The organism is Pseudomonas sp. MOIL14HWK12:I2, assembly GCF_000510745.1.
Taxonomy (GTDB): Bacteria; Pseudomonadota; Gammaproteobacteria; order Pseudomonadales; family Pseudomonadaceae; genus Chryseomonas; species Chryseomonas oryzihabitans.
The window spans coordinates 425,366-441,605 of record NZ_AZOA01000003.1; the positions used below are offsets into that span (position 1 = coordinate 425,366).

Genomic DNA, 16,240 nt, shown 5'->3' on the forward strand with positions numbered 1-16,240 from the left:
CGGCCGCAGGGCAATGCTCAATCGCGCTTGCCCGTGGTCATGGTCGGATTCTGCCAGGGGCCTTCGATGTGATAGTTGATGCTGGCCATGCGGGTGATGCGATCACCGATCAGCCGATCGACGATAAACAGCGCGCCACCGATGGCCGGGGCCCCGGCGATCAGCGCGGCCAGCGGCAGGGAGTTGCTGACCGGCAAGCCGACCTTGAGATTGGCGTCGACGCGGTTGCTGGCCATGTCCAGCAGGCCCTGCAGACTCATCTCGGCACCCGGCCCGCTGAGGCTGATGGGCTTGCGGGTGCGGAAGGCGCCCTGCTGGGCATCGAGCACGCCGGTGATGCTGTCGTAGCTCAGGCCCTTGCCGAACAGATCGGAGAAATCCAGTCGCAGGCGGCGGCGGATGGATTCGAAGTTGAGCAGGCCGAAGATGCGCAGCGCCGAGGCCGTGCCCTCCACCTGGCGCAGCTGGCCGTCGTTGAAGCGGGCATCGAGGCTGCCATTGAGGCGGGCCAGGGCGACATAGGCCGGCGAGCCGGGCCAGTCGACCCGGGCATCCAGGCGGAAATCGCGACTGGTGACGCTGGAGGCGAAATTCCAGCCCAGCAGGATATCGGCGATGTTGCCGCCCGCGAGACGCCCCTGGTAGTAGCTGTGGGTCGCCCCCGGCGCCCCTTCCCAGCGCAGGGCGCCCTGCACCTTGAGGCCGCGCAGGTCGAGATCCAGGGCGTTGAAATTGGCGCCTGACGGCGAGGGCCTGAGCTGCAGGCGCTGGGCGCCGACCAGCCTGCCGCCCAGCTCCAGACGGTCGATGGCCAGATTCAGCGCCGGCAGGGCGCGCGGATCGACGTCGGCCAGGGGATCGGGACGCGGCGCAGCGCTTTCCACCGAGGGATCCGCCGGCGTCTGGGGAATGCGCAGGTGCTGCAGGTTGATGTCGATCGGCTGGCCGGTCTGGCGCGGAATGCGTACCTGGCCGGCGATGGTCTGACTGGCCAGGCCGAGTTGCCAGGCATTGCCCTGGGGTTCATAGGTGAGGCGCAGGTTGTCGATCTGCTGACCGAACGCCAGGAAACGACCGAAGCCGAGATCGCCCCGCCCGAGGCTAGAGATGTCCAGGGTGTTGCCACCGCCCTGCCCTGCGCCAGCACTGCCACCGCCACTGGCCTTGCCATAGCGCTGATAGACGTCCTGCCAGGCCGCCAGGTCGAATTCCGCCAGTTGGCCGCGCAGGTCGTAGCCGGCGGCCGTGGGCAGATTGGCGGTGCCGCCGCCCAGCACGATCTCGCCGCGGCCCTTGGCGATGGCCTTGGGGTCGAGCATCAGCACGGCGTCGGCGAGGCCCTTGTAGGTCGCCTCCACCCGCCGCTCGCCGTCGTTGAGCGCCAGGCTGAAGAAGCCTTCGCGTGGCTCGTCGGCCTTCTTGCCGAAGGGGGCCGGCAGGTCGACGGTCACTCCGCGCAGATCCGAGGTGACCGCCAGCTCACTGTGCTCGGCCAGGATCAGACCGAGGCGATAGCCGAGCAGGCCGCGCGCCGGGATGGGTCGGCCTTCGCTGCCCAGCCAGCGTGCCAACTGGTCGACGTCGACGCGGCCATCCACCACTAGCCGGGTGCGGGGATCGTCGGGCTTGCCTTCGGCCAGGGCCTGACCGCGGATCGGCTGGTCGAAGACCCGCGCCTGGATGTCGGGGGCGCTGAGGCCGCTGCGGGTGTCGTAGCGAAAGCTGCCGCGCAGGTCGGTGAGGGTCAGCTGGGGATCGGCCAATTCCAGACGCGCCTTGTCCGGTGTCAGCTCGACCACCACCACCGGTGGCTGCCCCTTGGCCAGGGGAATGTCCAGATTCAGGCTGCTGTTGGCGAGCGCACCCTCGCCCTTCCAGCCGGCGAACACCTTGGCGGTCGGCAACGGCGTGTCCTGGAGGATCTTCAAGCCATCGCGCACGCTGCTGTCGAGTCGCGCGCCGAGCCGCAGGTGCGGCGCGCTGCCATCGTGCAGCAGCGGGATGCGCGCCTCGACGTCCCGGACCCGGGTGTCGAGGATGCGTCCCTCGGGGACCTGCACCTTGACCCCGTCGCTTTCGATGAAGACATCGCCGCGGGCCTCGCGCAGGGCGGGCCAGCCGGGCTGATAGGCCAGTTGGGCGTCGTGCACCCGGAAGAACAGACTCATGGTGCGCGAATGCGCCGGCGAGCCGTGGCGCAGCGAGCCCTGGTACTGGTAGATCCCCTCGTCGATGCGACCGCCGACGATGGCGGTGGTCAGCCACTGGGCCAGCTCCGGACTGAAATCCGTGGCCGGCAGCTTGGTCGGCAGGTACTTGCGGGTGTAGCTGGCGTCGCCATCCTTGAGGCCGACGCGCAGGTCCATGTAGCTGTCCACCTCCGGATGCAGGCCAAGCTGGATATGCATGTCGCCACTGGCGGCGCCTTCCGGCCCGGTGACCTGCATCAGGGCACTGCCCAGGGTGAAGCGCTGGTCGTCGAGACTCCAGGTCAGCCGTGCCCTGGCGGTGCGATAGCGCCAGGGTTCGGGAAAGAGATCGCTCAGGTGCAGCATGAAATCGGTGGTGTCCAGGCGCAGCTCGCCGCCGCCCAGGCTGCCGCTCAGGCTGCCGGTAACGCCCTCGGCGGCCGGCGCGCCGTGGTAGGCGGTGAAGCCCACCCGCTCCAGGTTGGCCGCATAGGAAAGGCGCTCGCGCAACGGCTTCTGCGGATAGAAGTCGGCGTTGAGGTTACGCAGCTGGCCATGGGGCGCCAGTGCCTGGAGCGCCTGGGCGACCGGCGCCGGCAGGGGCGCCAGATCCCGCGCCAGCCGGGCAGCCTGCCTGAGATCCAGCTGGTCGCCGCGCACCTGCAGGTGCTGGGCGGCGCTGTCATAGCCCAGGCCATAGCGGGCCTCCAGCGGCTTGCCATCGAGCTGGGCCTTGAGCGCCAGGGACCCCTGGTACTGGCTGGCGTCGCCGGCCTGCTGGTCGGCGTCCAGGGTCAGGGCCTGCAGGCGCACCGGAGGATGGTCGGCATAGGCGAGCGTCAGGTCATCCGCCTTCAGCCGCAGGTGGGAACGCTGCAGCCGCCCTTCGCCCCAGGCGAACCACAGCTCGCCTTCCGCCTGGGCACGCCGCAGTTGCCACTGCCGGGTCAGGGCCGCCGGCACCCAGCGGGACCAGTCGCTGGCGGGCAGGCTGAGATAGCCTTCGAGGGTGCTGGCGCGCCAGTCCTCGGGACGCGGCGTGGCGGTGAAGTGCGCCGCGACCGTGCCGCCATCGGGCAACCGGAATCGGGTCGCCAGTTCCAGAGCGCCACCGAGCTGCCGGGACAGACTGGCCTCGGCGTACCTCAGGGTCACCGGCGAACCCTGCTGGGGAATCAGGCTGAGCTGGCTGTCCAGCAGACTGGCATGGCCCAGACGCGCCAGGCCATCGAGCAGCGGACCCGGATCGAAGGGCTTGGCCTCCGGTGCCCGGGGCGGCAGGCCGCGCAGTTGCCAGTGTCCCTGAGGGTTTTCCTGCAACACCAGATGGACGCCATCGACCTGCACGGACTTGAGTCGCAGCTGGCGGTGCCAGAGGCTGCCGAAGACATCCGGCACCACCTGGAGATGATCCAGCTGCACCGTGCCTTCGCCGCGACCCAGGGACAGGTCGCGCAGGATCAGCACCGGATTCCAGCGGGCCCAGCGCCCTTCGAGCCGGCCCAGGCGCACCGGTTCGCCGAGCGCCGCCGCGGCGCGCGCCTCGACCTCGTTGCGGTATTCGCCGACCCAGGGCATGAGCAGCCGACCCAGGCCCAGGTAGAGCGTCACCAGAACGAGCGCCAGCAGCGCCAGACCCAGCGCGCCGCGTTTGAGCAAGGCCATCAAGACGCGGACCTAGAGCAGCACGACATCGTACTGCTCCTGGGAATACATGGTCTCCACCTGGAATTTGACGGTGCGGCCGATGAAGGCTTCAAGGTCGGCGACGTTGCCCGACTCCTCGTCCAGCAGTCGATCCACCACTTTCTGGTTGGCCAGCACCAGATAGGAATTGGCCTGGTAGGCCCGCGCCTCGCGCAGGATCTCGCGGAAGATCTCGTAGCAGATGGTTTCCGCGGTGCGCAGGATGCCGCGGCCCTGGCAGTTGGCGCAGGGCTCGCAGAGCACCTGGGACAGGCTCTCGCGGGTGCGCTTGCGGGTCATCTGCAGCAGGCCCAGTTCGGTGATGCCGATGATGTTGGTCTTGGCATGGTCGCGTTCGAGCTGCTTTTCCAGGGTGCGGATCACCTGGCGCTGGTGCTCTTCGTCTTCCATGTCGATGAAGTCGATGATGATGATGCCGCCGAGATTGCGCAGCCGCAGCTGGCGGGCAATGGCGGTGGCCGCCTCCAGATTGGTCTTGAAGATGGTCTCTTCCAGATTGCGATGGCCGACGAAGGCGCCGGTGTTGACGTCGATGGTGGTCATCGCCTCGGTGGGATCGATCACCAGATAGCCCCCGGACTTGAGCAGCACCTTGCGCTCCAAGGCCTTCTGGATCTCGTCTTCCACGCCATAGAGGTCGAAGATCGGCCGCTCCCCCGGATAGTGCTCCAGGCGCGCGGCCACCTCGGGCATCAGCTCTTCGACGAACTGGCCGATGCGCTGGAAATTCTCGCGGCTGTCGACGCGGATCTTTTCCGTGCGCGGCCCGACCAGATCGCGCAGGGCGCGCAGGGCCAGGGTCAGGTCTTCGTAGATGGGCACCGGCGTGGGCCCTTGGAGATTGCCGGAGATCTGCTGCCAGAGCCGCCGCAGGTAGCGGATGTCGGCGAGGATGTCTTCTTCGCGCGCCGCCTCGGCAGCGGTGCGCAGGATGAAGCCGCCCTCGTGCTCGATGCCCTCGCTCTCCACGCAGCGCGCCATGATCGCCTTGAGCCGCTCGCGCTCGGCTTCGTCCTCGATCTTCAGCGAGATGCCGACGTGGGAGGTGCGCGGCATATAGACCAGGTAGCGCGAAGGGATCGACAGGTGGGTGGTGAGGCGGGCGCCCTTGGTGCCTATGGGGTCCTTGGTGACCTGGACCACCAGCGTCTGGCCCTCGCGCACCAGGGCGTTGATGCTTTCCACCGCCGCGCCTTCGCGCTGAGAGATCTCGGCGGCATGGATGAAGGCCGCGCGGGCCAGGCCGATGTCGACGAAGGCCGCCTGCATGCCCGGCAGCACCCGCACCACCCGCCCGCGATAGATGTTGCCGACGATGCCGCGCCTGAGGGTGCGCTCGACGTGCACCTCCTGCAGCACACCGTTTTCCACGACGGCGACACGGGACTCCATGGGAGTGATGTTGATGAGGATCTCTTCGCTCATGGAGGACTCTTGGACGACGTGGAAGGGCGGAAGGGAGGCCGAGGCGCCGGGCGCCTCAGGACTGGGCGGTCGGCCGTCCGACAGACCGCCAACAAGGGATGGCGAAAGCGCTCAGCAGTTCCGCGGTCTCGCACAGCGGCAGCCCTACGACGGCGCTGTAGCTGCCGTGCAGGCTGCGCACGAAGACTGCGCCGGCGCCCTGGATGGCGTAGCTGCCGGCCTTGTCGGCCGGCTCGCCGGTGTCCCAGTAGCGCTCGGCCTCGCCGGGCGCCAGGGGGCGGAATTCCACCTCGGCGGACACCACGCGACTCAGGCAGCGCTCGCCATCGGCAACGGCGACGCCGGTCACCACCCGATGCCGGCGTCCACTGAGCGCCGCGAGCATGGCCAGGGCGTCGGCGCGATCCCGGGGCTTGCCGAGCAGCCGGTCATCGAGCACCACGCAGGTGTCGGCGCCCAGCACGCAGCCACTGGAGGCACCGGCCAGCACCTGCCAGCCCATCGCCGCCTTGGCCCGCGCCAGGCGCTCGACATAGGCGTCTGCGGCTTCCCCCGGATGCGGGGTTTCGTCCACGGTTGCGGCGACCTTCTGGAAGCCCACGCCGATCTGTTCGAGCAGTTCGGCGCGGCGGGGCGAAGCGGAGGCAAGGTAGAGCTGGGGCATCGACAACAACCAGACGACAGGGGATGACGGGAGAATGCCAGCCTGTTGCAGGTGAAACCAGCTTAGGCTTTGTCTGAGAAGTGCCTGCGCTCGGTCATGCGGCGTTAAAAATCAACTCGGAATGCTCATTTACCCTTCGTAAACTCCGCTTCCTCGCTGATTTGATTCGCTAGCGCTCACCCTTCGGGCCAGCCTTCGGCTGTTACTCCCGTTGGTCGTTGCGCCTTGCCTGCCCGTCGCTCGGCGACTCCTCAGACAAGCCTCAGTTGACGCCGAATCTGAGGCGCAGCCCGCGGAGCAGCAGATAGATCCACGGCCAGAGCAGCGCGCTGACCAGCGAGGGCGTGAGAAACACCAGGGTCGGCGGCCGGCTGCCGGCCAGGGCGTTGAGCCACAGCGCCAGCAGCTGGGCGATGCCATAGACCACCAGCAGCACGAAGCTCTGCTGCCAGATCGGAAAGGCCCGCAGCCGCTGCGCCAGGGAACGCACGAGAAAGACCACCAGGCTCAGCACCAGGGCGGTCTGGCCGAGCAGACTGCCGTAGAGCACGTCTTCGGCGATGCCCATCACCCAGGCGGTGAGCAGGCCGACGCGGTGTGGCAGGGTCAGGGTCCAGAAGGTCAGCAGCATGGCCAGCCACAGCGGCCGGCCGATCTCCATGAACTCGGGCATGGGCACCACGGACAGCAGCAACCCGACCAACAGGGTGAGCCAGATCACCCACCCGTTGTGGCCGATGCGCAGCGCCATCAACGATCACCCTCGTCGGGCAATTCCGGCGCGGGTTGCTGGAGCCGGCGCTGCGACTGGCTAGCGCCTGGCGCCGGCTGAGCGGGCGTGGCAGTCGCGCCCTGGGCCGCCGGCCTGGCCGGCGTCGCCGGATGCGCCGCACTGCCGTTGGCGGGCGGCTTGGTCGGCGTGGCGGGATGAGCCGAACTGCCGCCCTGCCCCACCGGTGGCTTGGTCGGGGTCGCGCTGCGACTGCCGCTGCTGGCCGCAGGCGCCGGGGTGGCGTTGGCGGCCGCCGGTTGAGCGGCCGAGGCGCCGGCCGGAGGCGGATTCGCCGGGGCAGCAGGGCGCTGGGCCGCGTGGCGATCGGCGGCTTCCTGGGCCTCGGCGGCGTCATTGGCGCGCTGTTCGGGCGTGCGGGTGTCGCTGAACACCAGCAGCATGTAGCGACTGCGATTGAGCTTGGCGGTGGGAATGGCGCGCACCACGGCGAAGGGTTGCCCCGAGTCGTGGATCACCTTGGACACGGTCGCCACCGGGTAGCCGGCCGGGAAGCGCTGCCCCAGGCCGGAGCTCACCAGCAGGTCGCCTTCCTTGATGTCGGCGGTGTCGGCCACATAGCGCAATTCCAGGCGCTCGGGATTGCCGGTGCCCACGGCGATGGCGCGCAGGCCGTTGCGATTGACCTGCACCGGAATGCTGTGGGTCACGTCGGTGAGCAGCAGCACCCGCGCCGAATAGGGCATCACCTCCACCACCTGCCCCATCAGGCCGCTGGCGTCGAGCACCGGCTGGCCGACGAAGACGCCGTCCTTCGCGCCCTTGTCGATGATGATGCGATGGGTGTAGGGATTGGGGTCGACGCCGATCAGCTCGCCGACCAGCACCTTGTCGTCCACCAGGGCGGCGGAATTGAGCAGCTCGCGCAGGCGCACGTTCTGTTCGGTGAGGGCGGCGAGTTTCTGCAGACGGCGCTGCAGCAGCAGCTGCTCGGCCTTGAGTCGCTCGTTTTCCGCCATCAGCTCGGTGCGGCTGGAAAACTGATCGCTGACGCCTTCCCAGGCGCGCAGGGGAAAGCCCGCCACCTCATAGAGGGGCGAGAGGACCAGCGCCAGTTCGCTGCGTACCGGTTTCAGGTAGTCGAAGCGCGCGTCGGTGACCATGACACCCACCGAAAGGGCGGCCAGGATCAGCAGACGAATGCCCAGCGCCGGGCTTTTGCTGAAAATCGGCTTGATGGTGAGTTCCTCGCAGAACGCGCCCGGCGCTCCGGCCGCCAGGGGCAGCCGGAGCGGGGCCTGTAGCCTGGAACTGCCTTATTCGGTGGACAGCAGGTCCATGGCGTGGCGATCCATCATGTCCAGCGCCTTGCCGCCGCCACGGGCCACGCAGGTCAGCGGGTCTTCGGCGACGATCACCGGCAGCCCGGTTTCCAGCGACAGCAGCTTGTCCAGATCGCGCAGCAGGGCGCCACCACCGGTCAGCACCAGGCCGCGCTCGGCGATGTCGGAGGCCAGCTCCGGCGGCGACTGCTCCAGGCAACTCTTGACCGCCTGGACGATGGTCGCCAGGGATTCCTGCATGGCTTCGAGCACCTCGTTGGAATTGAGGGTGAAGCTGCGCGGTACGCCTTCGGCCAGATTGCGGCCACGGACGTCGATCTCGCGGACCTCGCCGCCCGGGTAGGCGGTGCCGATTTCCTGCTTGATGCGCTCGGCGGTGGATTCGCCGATCAGGCTGCCGTAGTTGCGGCGCACATAGGTGACGATGGCTTCGTCGAAGCGATCGCCGCCGACGCGGACGGATTCGGCATAGACCACGCCATTCAGCGAGATCAGGGCGATCTCGGTGGTGCCGCCACCGATGTCGACGACCATGGAGCCATGGGCTTCCTCGACCGGCAGACCGGCGCCGATGGCCGCGGCCATCGGCTCCTCGATCAGGAACACCTCACGGGCACCCGCGCCCAGCGCGGATTCGCGAATGGCGCGACGCTCGACCTGGGTCGACTTGCAGGGCACGCAGATCAGCACCCGCGGACTGGGCTGCAGGAAGCTGTTCTCGTGCACCTTGTTGATGAAGTATTGCAACATCTTTTCACAGACGCTGAAGTCGGCGATGACGCCGTCCTTCATCGGGCGAATGGCGGAGATGTTGCCCGGCGTCCGGCCGAGCATGCGCTTGGCGTCGGTACCGACGGCGACGACGCTCTTCTGGTTGCCGTGGGTACGGATGGCGACGACCGACGGCTCGTTGAGCACGATGCCACGCTCGCGGACATAAATAAGGGTGTTGGCGGTTCCCAGGTCGATCGACAGATCGCTGGAGAACATGCCACGCAATTTCTTGAACATGAGGTGACCCTAGGCGGTGACAAGCAGGCACGCGACAGGACAAACGTGCGGGTAAAAAAGTGCGGCAGACTCTATCAATCGCAGGGATTTAGGGCAAGGCGCCGATATGCTAGATTGAGAGCTTTTCCGGGCCGTTAAGCCCCTGTTCAACGCGGCGCCCGACCCGCCCAGCCCGTCTCCAGCATACGCGGCCACCGACCGGGTCACGCCGCCTTCCTGCTTGGAGAAGCCGATGGCGCTCGAACGCACCGACGTCGAAAAGATCGCTCACCTGGCCCGTCTGGGTCTCGATGAAGCGGATCTCGCCGCTACCACCGCCACCCTCAACGACATCCTCGGCCTCGTCGACCAGATGCAGGCCGTGGACACCACGGGTATCGATCCCCTCGCCCACCCGCTGGAGGCCACCCAGCGTCTGCGCCCCGACCAGGCCACCGAAGGCGACCGGCGCGAGGCCTACCAGGCCATCGCCCCGGCCGTGGAAGCCGGCCTGTACCTGGTCCCCAAGGTGATCGAGTGAGACACGACATGCATCAGCTGACCCTGACCGAAATCGCCGCCGCCCTGGCCGCGAAGGATTTTTCCGCCGAGGAACTGACCCGCGGCCTGCTACAGCGGGTCGAGCAGCTCGACCCCCAGCTCAACAGCTTCATCACCGTGACCGCCGACGCGGCCCTGGCCCAGGCGCGGGCCGCCGACGCCCGACGCGCCGCTGGCGAGAATGGCGCCCTGCTCGGTGCGCCCCTCGCCCACAAGGACCTGTTCTGCACCCAGGGGGTGCTCACCAGCTGCGGTTCGAAGATCCTCACCGGCTTTAAGGCACCCTATGACGCCACCGTGGTGGAGCGCCTGGCCGCGGCCGGTACCGTCTCCCTGGGCAAGCTGAACATGGACGAATTCGCCATGGGTTCGGCCAACGAGTCCAGCCACTACGGCCCGGTGAAGAATCCCTGGGACCTCACCCGGGTCCCGGGCGGTTCCTCCGGTGGTTCCGCCGCGGCCGTGGCCGCGCGCCTGCTGCCGGCCGCCACCGGCACCGACACCGGCGGCTCGATTCGCCAGCCGGCGGCCCTGACCAACCTCACCGGTATCAAGCCCACCTACGGCCGCGTCTCGCGCTGGGGCATGATCGCCTACGCTTCCAGCCTCGACCAGGGCGGTCCCCTGGCGCGCACCGCCGAGGACTGCGCCCTGCTGCTGCAGGCCATGGCCGGTTTCGACCCCAAGGACTCCACCAGCGTCGACCAGCCTGTGGACGACTACCAGGCTGCCCTGCAGCAGCCGCTGAGCGGCCTGCGCATCGGCCTGCCGCGGGAATACTTCGGCGCCGGCCTGGACGCCCGCATCGGTGACAAGGTACTGGCTGTGGTCGAGGAGCTGAAGAAGCTCGGCGCCACCGTCAAGGACATCTCGCTGCCCACCCTGCAGCACGCGATTCCGGCCTATTACGTCATCGCCCCGGCCGAAGCCAGCTCCAACCTGTCGCGCTTCGATGGCGTGCGCTTCGGCTATCGCTGCGAGAATCCGGTCAACCTGGAAGATCTCTACAAGAGATCCCGTGGCGAAGGCTTCGGTGCGGAAGTGAAGCGCCGCATCATGGTCGGCACCTATGCCCTGTCGGCCGGCTACTACGACGCCTACTACCTCAAGGCCCAGCGCATCCGCCGGCTGATCAAGAACGACTTCGTCGCGGCCTTCGCCGAGGTCGACGTCATTCTCGGCCCGACCACGCCGAACCTGGCCTGGAAACTCGGCGAGAAGAGCAACGACCCGGTCTCCGCCTATCTCGAAGACCTCTACACCATCGCCGCCAACCTCGCCGGCATCCCCGGCCTGTCGATGCCGGCCGGCTTCGTCGACGGCCTGCCGGTGGGCGTGCAGCTGCTCGGCAACTATTTCCAGGAAGGCCGGCTACTCAACGTCGCCCACCAGTACCAGCAGGTCAGCGACTGGCATCGCCAGGCGCCGAGCGGCTTCTGAGGAAGGATAGAAACATGCAATGGGAAACCGTGATCGGGCTTGAGATTCACGCTCAGCTCAGCACCCAATCGAAGATTTTCTCCGGCAGCGCCACCAGTTTCGGCGCCGAGCCCAATGCCCACGCCAGCCTGGTCGACCTGGGCATGCCCGGCACCCTGCCGGTGCTCAACGCCGAAGCGGTGCGCATGGCCTGCAAGTTCGGTCTGGCCATCGACGCCGAGATTGCCGAACGCAACGTCTTCGCGCGCAAGAACTACTTCTACCCGGACCTGCCCAAAGGCTACCAGACCAGCCAGATGGATCATCCCATCGTCGGCAAGGGCCACCTGGACATCACCCTGGAAGACGGCACCGTCAAGCGCATCGGCATCACCCGCGCGCACCTGGAAGAAGACGCCGGCAAGAGCCTGCACGAAGACTTCCACGGCATGAGCGGCATCGACCTGAACCGCGCCGGCACGCCGCTGCTGGAGATCGTCTCCGAGCCGGACATCCGCAGCGCCAAGGAAGCCGTGGCCTATGTGAAGGCCATCCATGCCCTGGTGCGCTACCTGGGCATCTGCGACGGCAACATGGCCGAGGGTTCGCTGCGTTGCGACTGCAACGTCTCGGTACGCCCCAAGGGCCAGGAAGCCTTCGGCACCCGCGCCGAGATCAAGAACGTCAACTCCTTCCGCTTCATCGAGAAGGCCATCAACCACGAGGTCCAGCGCCAGATCGAATTGATCGAGGACGGCGGCACCGTGGTGCAGGAAACCCGCCTGTACGATCCCAACAAGGACGAGACCCGCTCCATGCGGAGCAAGGAAGAAGCCAACGACTACCGTTACTTCCCCTGCCCCGACCTCTTGCCGGTGGTGATCGAGCCGGCCTTCCTGGCCGAGGTGCGCAGCCAGCTGCCCGAGCTGCCGACCGAGAAGCGCGATCGCTTCCAGAGCGAGTACGGGCTGTCGGTCTACGACGCCAGCGTGCTGTCCGCCAGCCGCGAACTGGCCGACTACTTCGAGGAAGTCCAGCGGGTGAGCGGCGACGCCAAGCTGGCCGCCAACTGGGTGATGGGCGAATTGTCGAGCCTGCTCAACAAGCAGGACCTGGACATCGCCCAGGCGCCGGTGAGCGCGGCCCAGCTGGGCGGCCTGATTCTGCGCATCAAGGACGGCACCATCTCCGGCAAGATCGCCAAGATGGTGTTCGAGGCGCTGGCCGCCGGCGAAGGCGCGAGCGCCGACGCCATCATCGAAGCCAAGGGCCTCAAGCAGGTTACCGACAGCGGCGCCATCGAGGCCATGCTGGACGAGGTCCTGGCGGCCAACGCCGCCCAGGTCGAGCAATACCGCGCCAGCGACGAAGCCAAGCGCGGCAAGATGTTCGGCTTCTTCGTCGGCCAGGCCATGAAGGCCTCCAAGGGCAAGGCCAACCCCGGCCAGGTCAACCAGCTGCTCAAGCAGAAACTGGAAGGCTGACGGCGGTCGCACGGCTCTGTACGAAAAGTCGCCGAGCGAAGGTCAGGCGAGGCGAAAAGCGCTGAGGAAGCGGACCGGGCTCGCGAGCGAGTTTACGAGCGGTAAATGAGTATTCCGACCGGGCTGGCGATCCAGGCGCTTTTCAACGAAGCATCACCGAGCGCAGGCACTCTTCGTACAGAACCTAGGGGTTACGGAGCGGGGCTGACAGCCCTGCTCCGACCCCTTAAGCTGCTGCCGGTCGTTTTGCCAGGAGGCATCGAGATGCATCGGATCCACCGTGCCGGACTGCTGTCGCTGGTCCTGCTGTTCGCCGGTTGCGCCAGTCAGGAAAGCTTCCCGCCCACGCTGTCCTCCAGTGCTGCCCATGACTATCAGGACACCGGCATGGCGTCCTTCTACTCCAAGTGGCATGCCGGGCGCCGCACCGCCAGCGGCGAGAAATACGATCCCGGGGCCCTGACCGCGGCCCATCGCACCCTGCCCTTCGGCACCCGGGTCCAGGTCACCAACCTGGCCAACGGTCGCAGCGTGGTGGTGCGCATCAACGATCGAGGGCCGACGGTCCGCCGCCGGCTGATCGACCTGTCGCGCAGTGCGGCCGATCGTCTCGACATGGTGGCCGACGGGACCTCCCGGGTCAGCATCCGCAGCCTCGACTGATAGGGGCGCTAGCCCTGACAGGCCGGGGCAAAGGCCCACAGCAGCCGTGGCGGCGCCGCGGCGAGCTGTCGGGCGATGGAGGCATAGCGCGGATCGAGCAGACTGGCCGACCAGTACAGGTTTCTGGCGTTCTGCGGATCCCAGCGCCCCGCATAGCCGGGCAGACCGGCCTCGGCGCGTTGCACATCGAAATGTACTGTCGTCTTGCGGAATTCTTCATGACTGCGCTGGCCTTGCGCATAGGGCAGCAGCCAGTCGAGCGCCCTGGCCAGGGTCTGACCATCGCGGCCCCGCAAGTGCAACCAGTCCTCGCCGCGCCCCCGGGCCACCGCCGCCGCCAGCACCAGGGGTTCGAGGTCGTAGACGACATAGTGCAGGGCATCGCGCTCGCCGAAGTCCAGCACCTCGCCATCGGGCTTGAGATTGACCGACAGCTGCGCCACGAAGGCCGCCCGCGCCCGGGCGAACAGCGCGGGGTCATCCAGGGCACCCGCCGCCAGGGTCGCCAGCTTGATCCTGTGACTCTGCCAGTTGTTGCTCCAGACGCCACGGGCATCCCCACGATGCGCCTCCATCTGCTGCAGATAGCCCTCGGCCAGGGTCTCGATGAACGCGCGGGTGCGCTGGGCCGTGGCCAGGGGCAGGTCCGCCGCGGTCATGCGATAAGCGAGGATGAGACCGCCCAGGTTGGTTTCGTCGATGGGCTGGAAGCTGGGCCGATACCCTGGCAGCCAGGCATCGAGATAGCGGGCCAGACGTGCCAGGGCCGCGGCATCGCGACTGTCCCGCCAGGCCAGCGCCAGATCGAGCATGTAGCCGAAGTCGCGCACCGCCGCGGCGGATTGATCGTGGATGCCGGTGTGCGGCAGGGTCCCCGCGGTATGGATCACCGGCAGCGCCTGGGGCTCCGGCGCCGGAGGCCGGCTGACCGCCAGTGCCAGCGCCGCGGCCGAGGGTGGCGTCGCGGCCAGGCAGGTCGAATGCCCGGGTGCTGCGGCCAGGGCGAGATACAGCAAGGCAGCGCTCATGGCGGGAATCCCCTGGCTGGCGGTGGCACGACTGGGCTGGTGTCCCCCCCAGCCTGGCACCCGCGCCTTAGCAACGCCTTAAGTCGGCCGCCCAGGGTAGCCCTCTGACGCTGGCGTCCTGCCAGCCGCCAGGAAAACCAGCCAAAAAAAAGCCCGCGACCAAGCGACTGGCCGCGGGTTGTGCAACGGGGGGAGAGGCGCCGGAGCCCCTCTCGAAAAGCGGATCTTACTGGGGACCGAGCTTGTCCATCAGGGCGGCGAGCTTTTCGTACTCGTCCTGCTTGAGATCCGTCAGCGGGGTGCGCACGGGGCCGGCGTCGTAGCCGGCGATGCGGGCGCCCGCCTTGACGATGCTGACGGCGTAGCCGGCGCAACGATTGCGAATTTCCAGGTACGGCAGGAAGAAGTCGTCGATCAGCTTGCCGACCGCCTGGTGATCGTCACGGGCGATGGCTTCGTAGAACTGCACGGCGGTCTTGGGGATGAAGTTGAACACGGCCGAGGAATAGACCGGCACGCCCAGCGCCTTGTAGGCGGCGGCATAGACTTCCGCGGTGGGCAGGCCACCCAGGTAGCTGAAGCGATCGCCCAGGCGGCGGCGAATGGCGACCATGAGTTCGATGTCACCCAGGCCGTCCTTGTAGCCGATCAGGTTCGGGCAGCGCTCGGCCAGTTGCTCCAGGTGATGGGGCTGCAGGCGGCAGACGTTGCGGTTGTAGACCACCACGCCGATCTTGACCGACTTGCAGACGGCTTCGACATGGGCGGCCACGCCGTCCTGGCTGGCTTCGGTCAGGTAGTGCGGCAGCAGCAGCAGACCCTTGGCGCCCAGCCGTTCGGCCTCCTGGGCATAGGCGATGGCCTGGCGGGTGGAGCCACCGACACCGGCGAGAATCGGCACACTGCCCTGGCAGGTGTCCACCGCGGTCTTGATGATGCCGCTGTATTCGCTGGCTTCCAGCGAGAAGAATTCACCAGTGCCGCCAGCGGCGAACAGTGCGGTCGCACCGTAGGGGGCCAGCCACTCCAGGCGCTTGGCATAGGTGTCGGGGCGGAAGTCGCCGTTGGCATCGAAGTCGGTCAGCGGAAAGGACAGCAGACCGGAAGAGAGGACGTGTTTGAGTTCTTGTGGAGTCATCTTGAGTGCCTCGGCATAGGTTGGACTAGGGTGCGGCAGGTCCGCTACCCGTTGTAAGTCATCGTACAACCTCCTTTGTGGAAGGGGCAAGCCCCAACCAGAAAAATGCCTATCGCGACGTCAAAGCCCTGCTTCAGACCTCTTCCGCCTGGCGTTCCATTTCTTCATGGGCGCGTCTGAGCCGCTCGCGACTGTTGCTCAGGTGCAGGCGCATGGCCGAACGAGCCGCCTCGAGGTTGCCGTCTTCGATGGCCTGGACGATGGCTTCGTGCTCGGCATCCAGCCGCTTCTGATAGAGCTGCTGGTCGTCGTGGGCAAGATAGGCGGAATTGAGCCGGGTGCGCGGAATCAGCACCGTGCCCAGGTAGCTCATGATGTCGCTGAAATAGCGATTGCCGGTCGAACTGGCGATCAGCAGGTGCAATTCCAGATCCGCGCTCACCGCGCGATCGGGCTGCTCGACGCCGGTGCGCATGGCTTCTAGCAGCGCCCACATGGCCTGCAGTTGCTCGGCCGAGCGGCGCTGGGCGGCCAGGCCGGCGGCCTCGACTTCCAGGCTGATGCGCAATTCGAGCATCGCCAGGACGTCCTTGAGGGTGGTGATGGTGGCCGGATCGATCGGCAATGGCGACTCGGGGCGCCGCTCCAGCACGAAGGTGCCGATGCCGTGGCGCGTTTCCACGTAACCCCCGGCCTGCAGCCGGGAAATGGCCTCGCGCACCACGGTGCGACTCACGCCCTGGGCCTGCATGATGGCCGACTCGGTGGGGAGCTTGTCGCCAGGCTGGAATTGGCCGTCGCCGATCTGCTGAATAAGCACTCCGACGACCTCTTCTGCCAGGCTGCGGGGTCTTTTTCGGGGGCGGGATACGGTAGCTGCTGACATGGATTCTCGTACC

The 16,240-nt window shown here is 67.3% G+C and carries 13 protein-coding genes; 4 read left to right on the top strand and 9 right to left on the bottom strand.

Features of this window, described 5'->3' with window-relative positions:
• Positions 1-17: 17 nt before the first annotated feature.
• From PSK12I2_RS0102030 to mreB, 6 genes are all read right to left on the bottom strand, one after another.
• The gene (locus PSK12I2_RS0102030; protein ID WP_027597098.1) at positions 18-3,854 is read right to left on the bottom strand and encodes a YhdP family protein; all 3,837 of its coding nucleotides are present in this window, start codon (positions 3,852-3,854) and stop codon (positions 18-20) included.
• A 12-nt stretch (positions 3,855-3,866) separates the two neighbouring features.
• A complete protein-coding gene (rng, locus tag PSK12I2_RS0102035; RefSeq protein WP_007159529.1) occupies positions 3,867-5,321 on the bottom strand; it encodes a ribonuclease G in 1,455 nt (484 codons plus the stop codon).
• Positions 5,322-5,376: 55 nt separating this feature from the next.
• Positions 5,377-5,985 carry a nucleoside triphosphate pyrophosphatase gene (locus PSK12I2_RS0102040; protein ID WP_027597099.1) on the bottom strand — a complete coding sequence of 203 codons (609 nt, stop codon included), beginning with the start codon at positions 5,983-5,985 and terminating at the stop codon, positions 5,377-5,379.
• Positions 5,986-6,247: 262 nt separating this feature from the next.
• Positions 6,248-6,736: a rod shape-determining protein MreD gene (mreD, locus tag PSK12I2_RS0102045; protein ID WP_007159531.1), complete on the bottom strand. Its 489-nt coding sequence runs from the start codon at positions 6,734-6,736 to the stop codon at positions 6,248-6,250.
• Positions 6,736-7,944, bottom strand: coding sequence for a rod shape-determining protein MreC (gene mreC, locus PSK12I2_RS0102050; protein ID WP_156930114.1), 1,209 nt, complete (start codon positions 7,942-7,944; stop codon positions 6,736-6,738). Before mreC ends, mreD begins: the two co-directional genes overlap by 1 nt.
• 87 nt (positions 7,945-8,031) lie before the next feature.
• A complete protein-coding gene (mreB, locus tag PSK12I2_RS0102055) occupies positions 8,032-9,069 on the bottom strand; it encodes a rod shape-determining protein MreB (protein WP_007159533.1) in 1,038 nt (345 codons plus the stop codon).
• A 232-nt stretch (positions 9,070-9,301) separates the two neighbouring features.
• Here mreB and gatC point away from each other — a divergent pair, with 232 nt between their 5' ends.
• From gatC to PSK12I2_RS0102075, 4 genes are all read left to right on the top strand, one after another.
• Positions 9,302-9,589: an Asp-tRNA(Asn)/Glu-tRNA(Gln) amidotransferase subunit GatC gene (gene gatC, locus PSK12I2_RS0102060; RefSeq protein ID WP_027597101.1), complete on the top strand. Its 288-nt coding sequence runs from the start codon at positions 9,302-9,304 to the stop codon at positions 9,587-9,589.
• Positions 9,590-9,597: 8 nt separating this feature from the next.
• Complete coding sequence (gene gatA, locus PSK12I2_RS0102065; RefSeq protein WP_027597102.1) at positions 9,598-11,049, top strand: Asp-tRNA(Asn)/Glu-tRNA(Gln) amidotransferase subunit GatA; 1,452 nt, start codon at positions 9,598-9,600, stop codon at positions 11,047-11,049.
• A 14-nt stretch (positions 11,050-11,063) separates the two neighbouring features.
• Positions 11,064-12,512 carry an Asp-tRNA(Asn)/Glu-tRNA(Gln) amidotransferase subunit GatB gene (gene gatB / locus PSK12I2_RS0102070; RefSeq protein WP_027597103.1) on the top strand — a complete coding sequence of 483 codons (1,449 nt, stop codon included), beginning with the start codon at positions 11,064-11,066 and terminating at the stop codon, positions 12,510-12,512.
• Positions 12,513-12,776: 264 nt separating this feature from the next.
• The gene (locus PSK12I2_RS0102075; protein ID WP_007159537.1) at positions 12,777-13,175 is read left to right on the top strand and encodes a septal ring lytic transglycosylase RlpA family protein; all 399 of its coding nucleotides are present in this window, start codon (positions 12,777-12,779) and stop codon (positions 13,173-13,175) included.
• 8 nt (positions 13,176-13,183) lie between these two features.
• Here the strand turns inward: PSK12I2_RS0102075 and PSK12I2_RS23545 are convergent, their stop codons facing one another.
• The 3 genes from PSK12I2_RS23545 to PSK12I2_RS0102090 all read right to left on the bottom strand — a co-directional run bounded on the left by PSK12I2_RS23545 (position 13,184) and on the right by PSK12I2_RS0102090 (position 16,227).
• Positions 13,184-14,203, bottom strand: a complete 1,020-nt coding sequence (locus PSK12I2_RS23545; RefSeq protein WP_037007461.1) for an alginate lyase family protein — start codon at positions 14,201-14,203, stop codon at positions 13,184-13,186.
• 226 nt (positions 14,204-14,429) lie between these two features.
• A complete protein-coding gene (gene kdgD, locus PSK12I2_RS0102085) occupies positions 14,430-15,341 on the bottom strand; it encodes a 5-dehydro-4-deoxyglucarate dehydratase (RefSeq protein WP_007159539.1) in 912 nt (303 codons plus the stop codon).
• A 133-nt stretch (positions 15,342-15,474) separates the two neighbouring features.
• Entirely contained in the window at positions 15,475-16,227 is a 753-nt protein-coding gene (locus tag PSK12I2_RS0102090; protein ID WP_027597104.1) for a FadR/GntR family transcriptional regulator, read from the bottom strand.
• Positions 16,228-16,240: the final 13 nt, after the last annotated feature.